14 protein-coding genes, 1 tRNA gene and 1 pseudogene are annotated in these 15,881 nt (G+C 71.8%); 11 read left to right on the top strand and 5 right to left on the bottom strand.

Features of this window, described 5'->3' with window-relative positions:
- Positions 1-260 precede the first annotated feature (260 nt).
- Entirely contained in the window at positions 261-2,696 is a 2,436-nt protein-coding gene (locus tag OG799_RS30265) for a penicillin-binding protein (RefSeq protein WP_406039923.1), read from the top strand.
- Between the two features lie 77 nt (positions 2,697-2,773).
- Here OG799_RS30265 and OG799_RS30260 read toward each other — a convergent pair whose 3' ends face one another.
- Complete coding sequence (locus OG799_RS30260) at positions 2,774-3,229, bottom strand: GatB/YqeY domain-containing protein (protein WP_088959887.1); 456 nt, start codon at positions 3,227-3,229, stop codon at positions 2,774-2,776.
- A gap of 25 nt (positions 3,230-3,254) precedes the next feature.
- On the opposite strand from OG799_RS30260, the gene OG799_RS30255 reads away from it, so the two are divergent.
- Both OG799_RS30255 and OG799_RS30250 read left to right on the top strand, forming a co-directional pair.
- Entirely contained in the window at positions 3,255-4,148 is an 894-nt protein-coding gene (locus OG799_RS30255) for a metallophosphoesterase (RefSeq protein WP_406039921.1), read from the top strand.
- A 75-nt stretch (positions 4,149-4,223) separates the two neighbouring features.
- Positions 4,224-4,300 (top strand) — tRNA-Pro (locus tag OG799_RS30250).
- Positions 4,301-4,343: 43 nt separating this feature from the next.
- Here the strand turns inward: OG799_RS30250 and OG799_RS30245 are convergent.
- Positions 4,344-4,976: a tyrosine-type recombinase/integrase gene (locus tag OG799_RS30245; RefSeq protein ID WP_406039919.1), complete on the bottom strand. Its 633-nt coding sequence runs from the start codon at positions 4,974-4,976 to the stop codon at positions 4,344-4,346.
- A gap of 295 nt (positions 4,977-5,271) precedes the next feature.
- On the opposite strand from OG799_RS30245, the gene OG799_RS30240 reads away from it, so the two are divergent.
- Both OG799_RS30240 and OG799_RS30235 read left to right on the top strand, forming a co-directional pair.
- A complete protein-coding gene (locus tag OG799_RS30240; RefSeq protein ID WP_406039917.1) occupies positions 5,272-5,601 on the top strand; it encodes a DUF4190 domain-containing protein in 330 nt (109 codons plus the stop codon).
- A gap of 383 nt (positions 5,602-5,984) precedes the next feature.
- Positions 5,985-6,170, top strand: a pseudogene (locus OG799_RS30235) (IS5/IS1182 family transposase); the annotation flags it as partial.
- 7 nt (positions 6,171-6,177) lie between these two features.
- On the opposite strand, the gene OG799_RS30230 reads toward OG799_RS30235, so the two are convergent.
- Positions 6,178-7,047, bottom strand: coding sequence for an alpha/beta hydrolase (locus tag OG799_RS30230; RefSeq protein WP_406039916.1), 870 nt, complete (start codon positions 7,045-7,047; stop codon positions 6,178-6,180).
- A gap of 340 nt (positions 7,048-7,387) precedes the next feature.
- Between OG799_RS30230 and OG799_RS30225 the strand changes: the two genes are divergently transcribed.
- Together OG799_RS30225 and OG799_RS30220 are read left to right on the top strand one after the other, a co-directional pair.
- Positions 7,388-8,284 (top strand): hypothetical protein, encoded by an 897-nt coding sequence (locus tag OG799_RS30225; protein ID WP_406039914.1) that lies wholly within the window; start codon positions 7,388-7,390, stop codon positions 8,282-8,284.
- Complete coding sequence (locus OG799_RS30220; protein ID WP_406039912.1) at positions 8,272-8,415, top strand: hypothetical protein; 144 nt, start codon at positions 8,272-8,274, stop codon at positions 8,413-8,415. The genes OG799_RS30225 and OG799_RS30220 overlap by 13 nt, the downstream gene beginning before the upstream one ends.
- Before the next feature lie 94 nt (positions 8,416-8,509).
- Here the strand turns inward: OG799_RS30220 and OG799_RS30215 are convergent, their stop codons facing one another.
- Positions 8,510-8,968, bottom strand: coding sequence for a dihydrofolate reductase family protein (locus tag OG799_RS30215; protein WP_406039910.1), 459 nt, complete (start codon positions 8,966-8,968; stop codon positions 8,510-8,512).
- A gap of 346 nt (positions 8,969-9,314) precedes the next feature.
- Between OG799_RS30215 and OG799_RS30210 the strand changes: the two genes are divergently transcribed.
- From OG799_RS30210 to OG799_RS30200, 3 genes are all read left to right on the top strand, one after another.
- On the top strand, positions 9,315-10,415 hold the full coding sequence (locus tag OG799_RS30210; protein ID WP_406039908.1) for a calcium:proton antiporter: 1,101 nt from the start codon (positions 9,315-9,317) through the stop codon (positions 10,413-10,415).
- 92 nt (positions 10,416-10,507) lie between these two features.
- On the top strand, positions 10,508-13,117 hold the full coding sequence (locus OG799_RS30205) for an ATP-binding protein (RefSeq protein WP_406039906.1): 2,610 nt from the start codon (positions 10,508-10,510) through the stop codon (positions 13,115-13,117).
- A gap of 69 nt (positions 13,118-13,186) precedes the next feature.
- Entirely contained in the window at positions 13,187-13,999 is an 813-nt protein-coding gene (locus OG799_RS30200; RefSeq protein WP_406039904.1) for a class I SAM-dependent methyltransferase, read from the top strand.
- 6 nt (positions 14,000-14,005) lie between these two features.
- Here OG799_RS30200 and OG799_RS30195 read toward each other — a convergent pair whose 3' ends face one another.
- Positions 14,006-14,479 (bottom strand): hypothetical protein, encoded by a 474-nt coding sequence (locus OG799_RS30195; protein ID WP_406039902.1) that lies wholly within the window; start codon positions 14,477-14,479, stop codon positions 14,006-14,008.
- Positions 14,480-14,590: 111 nt separating this feature from the next.
- On the opposite strand from OG799_RS30195, the gene OG799_RS30190 reads away from it, so the two are divergent.
- On the top strand, positions 14,591-15,880 hold the full coding sequence (locus OG799_RS30190; RefSeq protein WP_406039900.1) for an MFS transporter: 1,290 nt from the start codon (positions 14,591-14,593) through the stop codon (positions 15,878-15,880).
- Position 15,881 lies beyond the last annotated feature (1 nt).

The following is a 15,881-nucleotide window of genomic DNA, read 5'->3' as shown; positions in this document are numbered from 1 at the left end:
CGATTACGCAACGTTGTCGGCGAAATCCATCATTCCGGACACTCCCGGCTTCCCGGGCCTTCGCCCGCCGTCTACCCGGCCGGAGTCGGTGAAAACGCTGCGCGGGTCCCCCGTTCGGAGGAGACTCATCGGCGGGTTCACGCAACCTCGCACCAGGGTTCGTGCGTTTAGCACAACGAGGTCGGCGCGCGCAGGAAATGGGGAAAGAACGCCCCCGCGCCCCTCGTTCCCTACTCGCGTACCCTGTCGAGGTGACCTGGATGCGGAAACGTGACCACAATGTGCTGACCAACGCCACATCGCTACTCATCTGTGGCCTCTTGGCCGGCGTGGTGGTCGCGGCGGCGGCCTTCCCCGCGGTGGCGATGTCCGGGCTGGCCGCGAAAGCCGGCGCGGAGACCTTCGGCGCACTACCCAAGGAACTGACGGTGGCCCGGTCCCCGCAGATCACCTACCTGCTGGCCTCGGACGGCAAGACGCCGCTCGCCACGATGTACGACGAGAACCGCAAGGACGTCAAGCTCAAGGACGTCTCGCCGCTGATGCAGAAGGCGATCATCGCGGCCGAGGACCACGACTTCTACAAGCACAACGGGGTCGACCTCAACGGCGTCGCCCGGGCGTTCGTGAACAACCAGGCCGGGGCCTCCCGGCAGGGCGCCTCCACGCTGACGATGCAGTACGTCCGGCTCGCCATCTCCTACTCGGCCACCCACCCGGCCGACGTGGTCGCCGCGACCGAGGACACCAGCGCCCGCAAGCTTCGCGAGATGCGCTACGCGCTCCAGATCGACAAGGAGCTCACCAAGGACGAGATCCTGGAGCGCTACCTCAACATCGCCGCCTTCGGCAACGGCGCGTACGGCATCTTCGCCGCCAGCCAGGTCTACTTCGGCAAGCCGCCGAGCAAGCTCGACATCCAGGAGTCGGCCATGCTCGCCGGCATGGTGAAGGCGCCGACCGCGTTCGACCCGACCACCAAGGCGGGCTACCCGGAGGCGGTGGCCCGGCGGGACTACGTCATCCAGAACATGGTCGACATCGGGGCGATCACCCAGGCGGACGCGGACAAGGCCAAGGCCATCAAGCTGAAGGTCAAGGACAAGCGGACCCCGAACGGCTGTGTCGCCACCAACCAGCGGACCTGGGGCTTCTTCTGTGACTACTTCTACCGCTGGTGGCTGCAGCAGGAGACGTTCGGCTCGACCTCGTACGACCGGGAACGCCGGCTCAAGAGCGGCGGCTACACCATCACCACCACCCTCGACGTGCAGGCCCAGCAGGGCGCCGACAACGCCGTCCGCCGCGGCATAAAGAATGCCGAGAGCTACAAGGCGGCCCGGATGGTGGCGGCGATCGAGCCGGGCACCGGCCGGGTGCGGGCCATCGCGGTGAACCGGAACTTCAAGATCGATGATCCGAAGAACCCGCAGAACAAGATCTCCAGCGACCCGAAGAAGGCCGCGAAGAAGATCCGGGGCAACTACCCGAACACGGTCAACCCGCTGGTCACCGGCGGTGGCGGCATCACCGGCTACCAGGCCGGCTCGACCTTCAAGATGTTCGCGCTGGTGGCGGCGCTGGAGAAGGGCATCCCGCTCAGCTACACGATCAACGCGCAGCCGTTCTTCAAGTCGGAATACATCATCGATTCGAGCTCACCAGCGGCGTGCAAGGGCACCCACTTCTACTGCCCGAAGAACGCCAACGCCAGCATGACCGGCGTGCACAACATGTGGAGCGGGTTCGGCCAGTCGGTGAACACCTACTTCATCCCGCTCCAGCAGCAGGTCGGCGCGGAGAACGTGGTGAAGGTGGCGCAGAAGCTCGGCATCACCTTCCGCGCGCCGAGCGACGCCAAGTTCGCCGCCACCCAGGACGCGGCGCACCAGTGGGGCGCGTTCAGCCTCGGCGTCTCCCAGACCACCCCGCTGGAGCTGGCCAACGCGTACGCCACCCTTGCGGCGGACGGCAAGTACTGCGAGCCCATCCCGGTTCAGGAGATCCGCGGCCCGGACGGCGACAAGCTGGACATCGCCAACCCGCACTGCGAGCAGCGGATCAGCACCGAGGTGGCCCGGGCCGCCGTCGACGCCGCCCGCTGCCCGGTCGGTGACCACTCCGCGACCTCCAAGTGCAAGGGTGCCACCGCCCGTAATGTCCGTGGGATCGTCAACGCGCCGGTGGCCGGCAAGTCCGGCACCACCGACGAGGACAAGACCTCCGCCCTGGTCGCGATGACCAAGCAGTACGCGGTGGCGGGCATCATGGCCGACCCGGACTGGGCGCAGACCAACCAGAAGATGGGCCACGACGTTGCGAACGGCATCAACCCGGCGGTGTACCAGACGCTGCGCGACGCGATGAAGGGCAAGGACCGCAAGGAGTTCACTCCGCCCAGCGGCAAGATCATCGAGGGTGACCAGCGCTCCATCCCCGACGTGAAGTGCCAGTCGATCGACACCGCGAAGTCGCGCCTGCGGGGGGCCGGGTTCGAGCCGGTCGTCTCCACCAGCAAGGTCCCGTCGAGCTGCCCGAAGGACACCGCCGCCGGCACCAGCCCGGACGGCCGCACCATCAAGGGCGGCGTGGTCAGCATCGAGGTGAGTGCCGGTGGCGGCACCCCGCCCGGCGGCGACGCCACCCCGCCCGGCGGGGTCACACCGCCGACCCGCCCCGGGCGACCACGCGGCTGACCCGTGACACGGACGGGCGGGCACCCCACGAGGGGGTACCCGCCCGTTTCGCGTACGCCCGGCGGGAGCCGGGACGGTCAGAGGCCGAGCTGTCGGCGTACCTCGGCGGCGACCCGACCCCCCTCGGCCTGGCCGGCCACCGCGGCCTGGGCCGCCTTCATCGCCGGGCCCATCTGCGCCTTGCCGGTGAAGCCGCCCGCGGCAAGCGCCCCCGCGACCAGCTCGGCCAGCTCGTCGTCGGAGAGCTGCTTCGGCAGGTAGCGGTCCAGCACCTCGCCCTCGGCGGTCTCCTTGGCGGCCTGCTCGCCACGGCCGGCCTCGGCGAAGGCGGTGGCGGCCTCCCGCCGCTTCTTCGCCTCCTTGGTCAGCACCGCGAGCACCTCGTCGTCGGTGAGCTCGCGCTTGGCCTTGCCGGCGACCTCGGCGGTGCCGACGGCCGCGAGGGCCATCCGCAGCGTGGAGGTGGTCAGCTCGTCGCGCGCCTTGAGAGCGGCGCGCATGTCTGCGGTGAGGCGGTCCTTCAGCGTGCTCATGGACGGTCAAACTACCCTGAACGCCATGCGAAAGCGCACACTATTCCGGCTCGCCGCCGGGACCGTCGCCGCGGGCGCGGCCACCCTGGCGTACGCGTCGCTCGTCGAACGCAACATGTTCACCCTTCGCCGGTACGACGTGCCCGTGCTCCCGGCCGACGCCGAGCCGCTGCGCGTGCTGCACCTGTCGGACCTGCACATGATGCCCGGCCAGCGGCGCAAGCAGGACTGGGTGGCCTCGCTGGCCGCCCTCGACCCCGACCTGGTCGTGGTGACCGGGGACAACATGGCCCACCCCGACGCCGTCCCCGGCGTGCTGCGGGCCCTGCAACCACTGCTCGACTTCCCGGGGGCGTTCGTCTTCGGCTCCAACGACTACACCGGGCCGGTCTGGAAGAACCCGTTCACCTACTTCCTGCCCGACCGGGAGTACACCGAGGGCGTCACGCTGCCGTACGAGGAGCTGCGGGACGTCTTCACCGGCGCCGGCTGGGCCGACCTGAACAACCACCGGACCACCCTCAAGGCCGGCGGCCGGGAGGTCGAACTGGTCGGCGTCGACGACCCGCACATCGAGCGGGACGACTACGAAGCGGTGGCCGGCCCGGCGTCCGCCGCTACCGAACTCACCATCGGCCTGGCCCACTCCCCCGAGCCGGCCGTCCTCGACCAGATGGCCGCGGACGGCTTCGGGCTGCTGCTGGCCGGGCACACCCACGGTGGCCAGGTCTGCGTGCCGGGCTACGGCGCGCTGGTGACCAACTGCGGGCTGCCCCGCTCGATGGCCCGCGGCCTGCACCGCTGGCCCGGCTCGGACTCCTGGCTGCACGTCTCCGCCGGGCTCGGCACCCACCCCACCGCGCCGGTACGCTTCGCCTGCCCGCCGGAGGCGAGTGTCCTCACGCTGATCCCCCGCTGAGCGCCCCCCGACCGGGGGTGGGGGGTACCGAGTTTGACCATCGGACCGGGTGGGCTACTATTTGTCGGCACGCCTCGGGGTGTGGCGCAGCTTGGTAGCGCGCTTCGTTCGGGACGAAGAGGTCGTCGGTTCGAATCCGGCCACCCCGACCAGAGGTAGCAGCAGGTCAAGGCCCTTCCGTGGAGGGGCCTTGATTCATTTCCGGCGATCACTGCTCTGCCGGAGGCAGCGAGAAGGCAGCAAACGACGCGAGCACCCTGCGATCCCGGTCACGTGTCGAGTGCGTGTAGCGGTCCAGGGTTGTCGGCGTCTGCTCGTGCCCCTCACCTTCGCCACGTCGTTGATGGGCACGCCGTCGGAGACGAGCCACGTCGCGTACGAGTGCCGAAGATCGTGGAACCGGAGCGCGAGGGACAGGCCGGCCCGTTGCAGCGACGGCTTCCAGATGCGCGCCCGGAACGTGCCTCGCTTGAGCGGTTCGCCGGTCCGGGCAACGAAGATCAGCCCCTCGACGCCCGTCTCGAAGGACTGCCGGTGGTCGGTCAGCGCCTGGACGACGAACGGCGGGAGCGGCACGGTCCGCCGGCCAGCTCGTGACTTCGGGTACGGCTTGAGCGTGACGTGCCCGGACACTTCCTCCGCCACCCGCACGACCCGGAGGACGCCAGCGGCCAGGTCGACGGCGTCCCAGCGGAGCCCGGCGCACTCGCCCCAGCGGAGCCCGGTGCCGGCGGCGACGGCGACCAGGGCGCGATACCGGTCGGGGATCGCAGGCAGCAGCTTGCCGAACACCTCCGCGCGGGAGATCACCAGTTCGTCAGTATCCATCCGACGGCGCGGTGGTAGCCGGACGCCCTCGCAGGGGTTGAACCCGATGAGCCGATCCAGGACCGCAGAACGCAGAACTCCGGACGTGAGGCGGTAGCACTCGCGGACAGTGGCGGGCGACAGACGCTCGCCCAGCTTGGTCACCCACTCCTGACGCCCGCACATGCCGCTGTCCGCGCGCCCGCCGTTGTGGATGTCCTGGGGCTGTCAGCGCCACGACGTGAAAGTGTTTCCTGGGGTCCGCTTGCGGGCTCCTTCACACTGTGGAGGTAGCCGCCACCCTCTGGAGGGCAACATGACCGACCAGCCGCCGACTCAGCAACCCCCACCGGTGCCAGGCCCGACGCCGGGCTACCCGCCGTATCCGCCCTATGCGTACTCTCCGCCGGTCAACATGTACGCGATCCTCGCGCTGGTCTTTGGCGCGATGGTGTTCCCGCCGTTGGGCATCTATTTTGGCAACAAGGCCAAGAAACAGATTGCCCAGACGGGCGAACGCGGGGTTGAGCTTGCCACCGCCGGTCTCGTGGTCGGCTGGATCTTCACCGCCATCTACGGGCTGTTCGTCCTCGTCTGGTGCGGCTTTGTGGGCACGATGATCGTCGGCTCTACTGCCGGGAGCTAACGGTCAGGCCCGACGGCTTCGAATCCCTGGTCATACAGGGACCGTGGTTCCGACCGGACCTGGTCGCATGTTGACCCTCCTACTGCTCCTTGCCGCGTCATCTGATCTGTTCGACTCGCCACGCTGAGATGTCTTCCTATGCCGCGAGTCGCGCGGTCGGCGCGATCATGTAACAGGGATGGTTAAGAGGCTGAGGTTGGTGCCGCCCCGTGCTCACAGCGGTTAGCCAACGTGCTAGGGCATCGTGCGACAAGGTCTCTCCACGGAGGGCCTTGATTCGTTTCCGGCGATCATTTCTCGACCTGAGGCGGGTGGCCAGGCCGCGCCATTCCTTGATCTTGCTGACGAGGCGGGCAGGAGCGATGCCGGATGCGTGACCGTGCATCGAACGTACCAATTCCTGGATGAACGGGTACGGCAAGTTCCGCCGCTGCACCGACCGCGATGGCCAGATCGTGGACTTCTACCTGCACCTGTCCGCCGGGTTTGTCACCGTACGCCGCCTCATCCAACGTGCCCGCAGGGTCTACCGCTGGGACACCCGCCCTACGACCAGGCGACTGAAGTGATCCCTTGTTACGGGGCGCGCTTGACGGAAACCAGCCCGTCAGGTTCTTGTGCATCGTCCTCACGCGTGATCAGTTTTCGGACATCAGCGAAGATCCGCTCGTGTGCGGCTGCCGCCTCGGGGCTAGTCAGGTCCATTCCCTGGATGAACCCATGCACAAGACCAGATTCGCAGCGGTACGTGACGGGCACCGCCGCGTCGGCCAGGCGGCGTGCGTAGGCGGCGCCCTCGTCGCGCAACGCGTCATGTTCGGCGGTCACCACCAGGGCGGCTGGTAGGCCGGACAGGTCGGGGTGATGCAACGGGCTCGCCGCGTGGCGCTCAGCCGGGTCAGGCACCCACTGAACGACGAACCAGCCCAGCATGTCGGCGTCCAGCCCGTAGCCCGTCCCCTTCTCGATGACGCTCGGCTGGGAAAGCGTGAGATCGGTGTTCGGACATATCAAGATCTGTACGGCAGGCGGGTCACCCTCGTCACGCAGTCGCAAGCAGGCCATGATCGCGAGGTATCCACCCGCGCTGTCCCCCATGACGGCCATGGGCTTTGCCCAGCGGAGCACTTCGACGACGTCGTCGATCGCAGCCGGGTATGGATGCTCCGGCGCCAGCCGGTAGTCCACTGCCAGCACTTCAACATCACACTCCTTAGCAAGTCGGCGACAGGTTCTGTCGTGAGTCTCCAGATCACCGAAGACCCAGCCACCGCCGTGCAGGAACACCATCAGAGGGCGCGGCTCGGAGGAGGGCCGATAGTGGCGCAGCGGTAGTCCTGCCGGGCTGATCAAGTCCTCGACGTGCACCAGATCGGGTCCCTTTGGGCGCATGCCGTTCCGCTTCCGTGCGCCTTCACGTAGTTCGCTGGCGATATCTCGCGACATGCCGACACATGGTACGCGCGCACTCAACCATCACTCGGCGTAGTTATTGGTGATCACCCATGTTCATGTCCTATCCGCAGGTCACTGACCTGCAGCACCTATTGCCGGTTGCCCTGAGACGGCACCTCAACTCCCCCGCCCGAGGACCCGTCGATCCCCCGTCGCGCGTCGCCACGCCCCGGCGCCGAGTCCGCCCCGAGTGCGCCGGTGTTCCCCCGTACGGTGGACGCGTTCAGGTTCCCTGTCTCGTGCCCCACGCGCCGGAGGATTCCGTGACCGTCGCTCGTCTTGTCGCCACTGTCGCCGCACCGCTGGACCCGACGTCGCGGACGCTCCCCAGGTGCTGCGCTGGCCCGGACGCAGGCTGCTCGTGCAGCGCGGTGACACCGAACTGGTCGCCCTCGATCTGGATGCGGCCTCCGCAGGCGGGCAGCTCGCGGAGGTGCGCTTCCCGGCGCCCTGGCCGCGCCGCTTCGGATCGGTGGCGGTGACGCCGGAGGGCGACGCGGCGGTGTTCGCCGGCGCGCACACGGTGCGCGTCGTGGAGGCGACCGGGGCGACGCGGTGGGAGATGCGGCACGTCTGCTCGGCGGGCGAATGCCGCCCGATGCACACGTCGTTCGCCGAGTACGGCGGCGACGAGGACCATCGGTATCCGGACAGCGGATCGGCCGCCGTTTCCGGGGACGGCAAGCTCGTCTGGGCGCACGTCCGCGGACCGTTGAGCGACGACAAGGAGGGGGCCGACGACCAGGAACTGTGGCTCGTCCTGGACGCCGCCGACGGCAGGGTCCTGGGACGCGCGGACACCATGACCGTGGCCTCCGGTTCCGAGCAGATGCCGCACCCGGACCCCGCACAGATGGGACTGAGCATCGGCGAGGGCGAGGAGGGGTCGCCCGTGCTGTGGGGACGCTGGGACGGGCAACGGTTGACCGTCGAGCACACCGGTATCGAGCGGATCCTGCTGGCGGTGAGCCCGTCCGGCCGGCACCTTCTGACCGTTCCTCTCAGGCAGTGGTCCCTCTCCCTGCACGGGCGGAGGACGGCTCGGTCCTGCGGAAACTGGACGCCCAGGGCACTGTGCCGGCACAGCCGGGGAACACCGGCGGGGACAGGGTGTACTGGGACTACGAGGCGGCCTTCGTGGACGAGAACAACATCGTCGCCGGCACCTCCGAGTGCGACGCCCGGTACGGCACGGCCCGCCACTGGCTCGTCGACGTGCGCGGGATGACCCTGCGCGGCGAGATCTCCTACCCCTTCCCCGTCTCCGGGCCTCCCCGCTCGGCAGGGGACGGCACCTGGTACACGGTCTCCGAGGACCGCACGTCCCTGCATCTGTGGCGGCCGGGCGGCGAGGACTGACTCGTCGCGGCGCGGCCCGCCAATGGGGGACCGGCGGGCCGCGGAGGTGAAAGCACCAAGCGCGCCATGGTCAGCAGGCGGGGCGGCCGGACGGTCAGTCGAGCGCGAACGATCCGGTGACGACCTGGCCCGCCGGCTCGTACGTACCGATCACGACGCCGGTGGTGGAGACCTTGTTGTCGACGAGCTTCAGCCCGGCGGGGACGGCGCCCGCCGAGAACAGGCGCTTGCCCGACCCGAGGACGACGGGAAAGACCCACAGGCGGAACTCGTCGACGAGGTTCTGCCGCAACAGCGTCTGGATCAGGTTTCCGCTGCCGTGCACCTGCAGTTCCGGCCCGTCCTCCTGCTTGAGCGCCGCGACGCCGTCGGCCGCGTCGCCCTCGATCAGGACCGAGTTGCGCCAGTCCAGGGTGGGACGGCTCCGCGACGCGACGTACTTGGTGGCGTCGTTCAGTGGTTTGGCGCCGTCCTCCTCCGTGGCGCGCGGCCAGTGGGCGGCGAAGATGTCGTAGGTCCGGCGGCCGAGGACGAGGTCGAACGGCTGGCTCATCGCCGCCCATGACCTCGCCCATCATCTCGTCCCAGTAGTTCACCGACCAGCCACCGTGCGCGAAGCCGCCGTCGTCGTCCTCGCCGGGTCCGCCCGGAGCCTGCATGACCCCGTCGAGGGTCAGAAAGGTGCTCACGATCAGCTTTCTCATCTCGCGTCCTCTCGTCAGCGTGGACCGTCGGCCGACAGTTCGTCGATCTGCTTCCTGACTGGATCCTCTCTCAGTCTTCGGCTCGGATCTGCTCGACACGACTGGCGCCGCGCCCCCGTCCGCCCGGTGACCTCGAGCGCGGACGACGACGGCGGCCCGGGGCAGTTGATCCAGTTTGCTGGCATGGTTGATTGCATGGCCGCGCGGATTCGAGCACGTCTGACCGACTGGACCTTCGTCGTACCGCTGGTCGCGATCCTGATGCTCGTCGCCGGCTGGGGCCGCGACCTGCCCGGCGTGGTCGTCGCGGTGGTGGCCGCGCTGCTGGCCGGCGCGGTCCTGGCGGCCGTGCACCACGCGGAGGTGGTGGCGCACAGGGTCGGCGAGCCGTTCGGTTCGCTGGTCCTCGCGGTGGCGGTCACCGTGATCGAGGTGGCCCTGATCGTCACGCTGATGATCAGCGGCGGTGACAAGACCCAGGCGCTGGCCCGGGACACCGTCTTCGCGGCCGTGATGATCACCTGCAACGGGATCCTCGGCCTCTCGCTGCTGATCGGGGCGCTGCGCCGCCGGGTGGCGGTCTTCAACCCGGAGGGCACCGGCGGGGCGCTGGCCACCGTGGCCACCCTCGCCACGCTCAGCCTGGTCGTCCCGACCTTCACCACCAGCCGGCCCGGGCCGGAGTTCTCCCCGGCGCAGCTCACCTTCGCCGCGGTCGCCTCGCTCGCCCTGTACGGGCTCTTCGTGCTGGTGCAGACCGGCCGGCACCGCGACTACTTCCTCCCGGTGGAAGGGAGGTACGCCGACGCCGACGGTGACGACCACGCCGACCCGCCCTCGACGGGTGCCGCGCTGGCCAGCCTCGCCCTGCTGATCGTGGCCCTGGTGGCGGTCGTCGGCAACGCGAAGCTGGTCTCGCCGACCATCGAGGCCGGCGTCTCCGCGGCGAATCTGCCGCCGGCGTTCGTCGGGGTGGTCATCGCCCTGCTGGTGCTGCTGCCGGAAACCCTCGCCGCGTCCCGCGCCGCCCGCCGGGACCGGGTGCAGATCAGCCTGAACCTGGCCCTCGGCTCCGCCATGGCCAGCATCGGGCTGACCATCCCCGCCATCGCGCTCGCCTCGATCTGGCTGGACGGGCCGCTGCTGCTCGGCCTCGGCGGCACCCAGCTCACGCTGCTCGCGCTCACCGCCGTGACCGGTGTGCTCACCGTGGTGCCGGGTCGGGCCACCGTGCTCCAGGGCGGGGTGCACCTGGTGCTGCTCGCCGCCTTCGTCTTCCTCGCCGCCAGCCCGTGACAGCGACTGCGCGGGAACCGGAACGGCAGTGAGCAGTCGGCTCGCCGTCACGACGGCCCGCCCGCCACCGCGCCTGGCTAGCATCGGCGGCAATGGAGCTGCTGGAGCGGGCCGGCCCACTCGGCGCGCTGGACGAGCTGCTGACGGCCAGCGCCGCCGGTGGTCGCGTCGCGCTCGTCGCCGGCGAGGCGGGCGCCGGCAAGTCCGCCCTGGTGAACGCGTTCGCGGCGACGGTCGGGGCCCGCGCCCGGGTGCTCCGGGGCGGCTGCGACCCGCTGCTCACCCCGCGCGCCCTCGGCCCACTGCACGACATCGCCCGACAGGTCGGCGGCGCGCTCGCCGCGCGACTCGCCGACACCCAGGCCGGCGACGGTCGGGAGGGCGAACGCCCCGGCCTGCTCTTCGACGCCCTCCTCGACGAGCTGGCCGGTCCCCGGCAGCGCCGCCGACCGGTGCTGGTGATCGAGGACGCGCACTGGGCGGACGAGGCCACGCTCGACCTGACCGCCTTCCTCGGCCGCCGACTGGCCGGCTGCCACGCCCTGCTGGTGCTCACCTACCGCGACGACGAGGTCGGTCCCGAACACCCCCTGCACGCGGTGCTCGCCGGGCTGCCCCGCGCGCTGGCGCGCCGGCTCCCACTGCCGCCGCTGTCCACCGCCGCCGTCGAGGAGCTGGCCCGCCGCGCCGGGCGCTCCCCCGCCGGCCTCCACCAGGCCACCGGCGGCAACCCGCTGCTGGTCACCGAGGTGCTGGCCGCCGCCGGGCCGGGCGTCCCGCCGACCGTACGCGACCTGGTGGCCGCCCGGCTCGCCGCGCTCAGCCCGGCCGCGCGGGAGGTGGCCCGGCTGGTGTCGGTGGTGCCGTCCCGGACCGAGTCGCACCTGCTGGCCGGGGAGCCGGCGGCGGCCGTCGAGGAGTGCCTTGCGGGCGGGCTGCTGGTGCCGGCGGAGGACGGCGTGCGGTTCCGCCACGAACTGCTCCGCCGGGCGGTACGGGACGGCCTCTCCCCGGTACGCCGCTCGGCCCTGCACGCCGCGGTGCTGGCCCGGCTCGCCGTACGGTCCGACGTGGACGCCGCCCGGCTGGTGCACCACGCGCACCACGCCGACGACGCGGCGGCCGTACTGCGGTGGGCGCCGCCGGCCGCGCGCCGGGCCGCGGCGGTCGGCGCGCACCGGCAGGCCGTCGCCCACTACGCGGTGGCCCTGCCGCGCGCGGCCGGACTGCCGGCTGCCCGCCGGGCGGAACTGCTGGAGGCGTACTCGTCCGCCGCGTACCTGGCCGGGCTGGGCACGCAAGCCCTCGCCGCCCGGCGGGAGGCACTCGCGCTGCGGGAAGCCGACGGCGACATCATCCCGATCGGCGAGAACCTGCGCTGGCTGTCCCGGCTGTGCTGGTGGACCGGGGACAGCACAGCCGCCCGTGCGGCGGCCACCAGGGCCGTGGAGGTGCTGGAATCGGCGCCGCCCGGCCGGGAACTGGCCATGGCGTACAGCGGGATGGCGCAGCTGCTGATGCTGGCCAACCGGGACGACGAGGCGATCGACTGGGGTGGCCGGGCGCTCGCGCTGGCGGGCCGCCTCGGTGACCGGGACACCGAGGCGCACGCGCTGGTCAACGTCGGGTCGGCGCGGCTGCAGCGCGGCGACCCGGACGGCGTCGAGCTGCTGGAACAGGCGCACGTCCGGGCCGCGCTCGACGGGCTCGACGACCATGCGGCGCGGGCGCTGGTCAACCTGGCCACCATGTCCGTCGAGCGGTACGACCTCGACGCGGCCGGCGCCCGACTGGACCGCGCGCTGGAGTTCACCACCGGACGGGACCTCGACGGGTACGCCCGCCACCTGCTCGGCTACCGGGCCCGGCTGCGGCTGCTCCGGGGCGACTGGGCCGGCGCGCTGGCCGACGCCGAGACCGCCCTCGCCGGCCCGGGGCAACCCGGCGGCAGCCTGATGCCGGCGCTGCTCGTCCGCGGCCTGCTCCATTCCCGGTACGGCGATCCGGCGGCGGCGGACGAGCTGGCCCGGGTGGCCGGGTGGGCGCACGACACGGGCGAACTCCAGTTCGTCGGCCCCGCGGCGGCGGCCCTCGCCGAGCACCACTGGCTCGACGGCCAGCCGGAGCGGGCCGCCGTCGAGGCCCGGCGCGGCTACGACCTGGCCGTCGCGGCGGGAGAGCCGTGGTCCACCGGGGAGCTGGCGTACTGGCGATGGCAGGCCGGGGAGCTGACGTCGCCGCCGGCGGTGGCCGCGTCGCCGTACCGGCGGCAGCTCGACGGCGACTGGGCCGGCGCGGCCGACGAGTGGCGGCGCCTCGGCTGCCCGTACCGCCGGGCGGAGGCCCTGGCCTGCGGGGACGCGGAGGCGGCGGGCGAGGCGCTGCGGATCCTGGACGCCCTGGGCGCGGTCCGGCCGGCCCGGCGCCTGCGGGCCGAGCTGCGCGGGCGCGGCCTGACCCGGGTGCCGCGCGGCCCGCGACCGGCGACGGCGGCCAACCCGCCCGGGCTGACCGCCCGCCAACTGGAGGTGCTGTCGCTGGTCGCCGACGGGCTGACCGACGCCGAGATCGCCGCGCGGCTGTCGCTGTCGGCGCGCACGGTGGGGCACCACGTCTCGGCCGTCCTGGACAAGCTGGCCGTGCCCAACCGGGGGCAGGCCGCCGCGGCGGCACGCCGGCAGGGGCTGGTGCCGCCAACATAGGTGGTTCTGCCCATGTCCGGCCGCCGCCGCGTGCCTAGCGTCACCGGCAACCGAACGAAGGGCACTGCCATGACCACTGCTATCGACCTGGCCGCCATCAAGGCGCGGCAGCAGCACACCTGGGCCAGCGGCGACTACGGCGCCGTCGCCGCCCGCATCCACCTCATCTCCGAGCTGCTCGTCGAGGCGGCCGACCTCTCCGCCGGGGCCGCCGTGCTGGACGTGGCGACCGGCACCGGCAACGCGGCCATCGCGGCGGCCCGCTGCGGATGCCGGGTGACCGCCGTCGACTACGTACCGGAGCTGCCGGAACGCGCCCACGCGCGGGCGGCGGCGGAGGGGCTGCCGGTGACTTTCGCGACCGGTGACGCCGAACGGCTGGCCTATTCGGACGCGTCGTTCGACGCGGTGCTCTCCTGCGTCGGGGTCATGTTCGCGCCCGACCAGGAACGCGCGGCCGCCGAGCTGGCCCGGGTCTGCCGGCCGGGCGGGGTGATCGCGCTGGCCGCCTGGACCCCGGAGGGCTTCATCGGCGACCTGTTCCGCACGGTCAGCCGGCACGTCCCGCCGCCGGCGGGGCTGCGCGGGCCGGTCGAGTGGGGGCGCCCGGAACGGCTGGCCGAGCTGTTCGGCGCGACGGTACGCGACCTACGGGCCACCCGGCGGACCTTCGTCTTCCGCTTCACCGTGCCGGAGGAGTTCGCCGACTTCTTCCGGGTCAACTACGGGCCGACGCTGAAGGCGTTCGAGGCGCTCGACGAGCAGCGGCGACCGGCGCTGCACGCCGACCTGGTCGAGCTGGCCCGGCGCTACGACCACTCCGTCGACGGCACCGTTCGCATCCCGGCCGAGTACCTGGAGGTGGTGGCGGTGCGGGCGTGATCCGCCTCAGTCGTGCAGCTCGGTGCGCGCCACCTCGGCGAACGCGGCGGTCAGGTAGCCCTCCAGCGGCCGGCCGGTGACCGCCAGCAGGTCGGCGACGAGTAGCGGGGCGTGCCGGGCGACGGCCGTCGGGTCCGGCGGGGCGTCGTCGTCGCCCGAGTCGTACACGCCGAGGGCGCTGGCCAGCAGGACCAGCAGCACGTGCGGGTCCACGTCGGGCCGCCACGCCGCCACGTCCCGGACGCAGCGTTCCAGCACCTGTCGTACGTCGTCACCGTCCAGCCCGTCCGGGTGGGTCTCCTCCAGCAGCAGCCGGACCACCCCGCCGAGCACCAGGCCGGCCCGGTCGACGCCGGTGAGCCGGTCCACCGCCGCCTCGTACGCCCCGGCGTCCCGCGCCGCGGCGGCGGCGACCGCGGCGGTGCCGGCCACCGCGATCTCGCGGGCCGGGGCGGGCAGGTGTCGCCAGGTGACCATCATCCGGCCAGCATGGCAGACGGACGTGTGGTTGCTCACCCGCCGGCTCTGCCGAGTGCAGAACCAGCGGTAATCGGGTCGCGGAGCGTCGTACCCGCCGCAGAGAATCCAGCCATGCTGCGCCGCGCCCTACCCGCCCGTCCGGAAGCCCGTCGGATCCTGCTCGGCACCCTGCTGTCCGCCGTCGGGCGCGGCCTGACCCTGCCGTTCCTCTTCATCTACCTCACCGACGTGCGCGGGCTGACCGACACCCGGGCCGGTCTGGTGATCGGCTGGTTCGGCGCGGTGACCCTGGCCCTGTCGCCGGTGGGCGGCACGCTGATCGACCGGTTCGGGGCCCGGCGGGTGGTGCTGCCCTGCCTGGTGGTGGAGGCCGTGGGCACCGGCTCGCTCGCCCTGGTCGACTCGACCGCGTCGGCGTTCGCGGTGGCCACGCTGATCGCGGTGGGCGGCTCGGCGCTCTGGTCCGGGCAGACCACCATCCTCGCCTCGCTGACCGACGACGGCGAACGGCAGCGGGTCTTCGGCCTCCAGTTCGCGCTGCTCAACCTCGGCATCGGGGTGGGTGGCCTGATCTCCGGCGCGATCGTGGACACCGCCCGGCCGGTCACCTTCCAGGCCATCTACCTGCTGGACGCGCTGAGCTACCTGATGCCGGGGCTGATCCTGCTGACCCTGCCGCACGTCGGCCGCCGGCTCGCCGCCGCCCCCACCGGCGGGGACCGGCCGTCGACCGGGGGCTACCTCACCGTGCTGCGGGACCGTCCGTTCCGCCGGCTGGTCGTCTTCGGCCTGGTCCTCACCACCTGCGGGTACGCGCAGATCGAGGTGGGCTTCACCGCGTACTCCGTGCGGGTGGTGGAGGTGACGCCGCGGGTGGTGGCGTGGGCCCTCGCCGGCAACACCGTGATGATCGTGCTCTCCCAGCTGCTGGTGATCCGCCGAATGGAGGGGCGCAGCCGGACCGGCGCGCTCGCCGCGGTCGGCGCGGTCTTCGCGACCGCCTGGCTGGTGCTCGGCGCCGCCGGCATCACCAGCACGGGGAATGCGCTGCTCGCCGCGCTCGGCGTGGTGGCCTGCGCGGCGATCTTCGGCTTCGGCGAGACGATGCTGTCGCCGGTGATGCCGGCGCTGACCAACGCGCTCGCCACCGACGAGCTGCGCGGCCGGTACAACGCGATGAGCTCGATGATCTTCGGGGTCAGCGGGATCATCGGCCCGGTCACCGCCGGCCCGCTGATCGGCGCCGCCGACGGGCGGATCTGGGTGGTCGTCGTGGTCGGCGGCTGCCTGACCGCCTCGGCGCTGGCCCTGTCGCTGCGCCGGCTGCTGACCCCCGCCCAGGACGGCCGCCTCACCGCGGCCTCGGCCCCCGCCCGGGACCCGGAACCCGCCGCCCTCTGAC

It is taken from the genome of Micromonospora sp. NBC_00898 (genome assembly GCF_045207895.1).
Taxonomy (GTDB): Bacteria; Actinomycetota; Actinomycetes; order Mycobacteriales; family Micromonosporaceae; genus Micromonospora.
The sequence above is the reverse complement of the archived record's forward strand: the minus strand, read 5'-3'. Positions and strand labels throughout refer to the sequence as shown.

Coding starts and splice junctions, on each gene's coding strand:
- OG799_RS30265 (WP_406039923.1), top strand. CDS start 261: ATGCGGAAACGTGACCACAATGTGCTGACCAACGCCACATCGCTACTC.
- OG799_RS30260 (WP_088959887.1), bottom strand. CDS start 3,229: ATGAGCACGCTGAAGGACCGCCTCACCGCAGACATGCGCGCCGCTCTC.
- OG799_RS30255 (WP_406039921.1), top strand. CDS start 3,255: ATGCGAAAGCGCACACTATTCCGGCTCGCCGCCGGGACCGTCGCCGCG.
- OG799_RS30245 (WP_406039919.1), bottom strand. CDS start 4,976: ATGGATACTGACGAACTGGTGATCTCCCGCGCGGAGGTGTTCGGCAAG.
- OG799_RS30240 (WP_406039917.1), top strand. CDS start 5,272: ATGACCGACCAGCCGCCGACTCAGCAACCCCCACCGGTGCCAGGCCCG.
- OG799_RS30230 (WP_406039916.1), bottom strand. CDS start 7,047: ATGTCGCGAGATATCGCCAGCGAACTACGTGAAGGCGCACGGAAGCGG.
- OG799_RS30215 (WP_406039910.1), bottom strand. CDS start 8,968: ATGAGCCAGCCGTTCGACCTCGTCCTCGGCCGCCGGACCTACGACATC.
- OG799_RS30210 (WP_406039908.1), top strand. CDS start 9,315: ATGGCCGCGCGGATTCGAGCACGTCTGACCGACTGGACCTTCGTCGTA.
- OG799_RS30205 (WP_406039906.1), top strand. CDS start 10,508: ATGGAGCTGCTGGAGCGGGCCGGCCCACTCGGCGCGCTGGACGAGCTG.
- OG799_RS30200 (WP_406039904.1), top strand. CDS start 13,187: ATGACCACTGCTATCGACCTGGCCGCCATCAAGGCGCGGCAGCAGCAC.
- OG799_RS30195 (WP_406039902.1), bottom strand. CDS start 14,479: ATGATGGTCACCTGGCGACACCTGCCCGCCCCGGCCCGCGAGATCGCG.
- OG799_RS30190 (WP_406039900.1), top strand. CDS start 14,591: ATGCTGCGCCGCGCCCTACCCGCCCGTCCGGAAGCCCGTCGGATCCTG.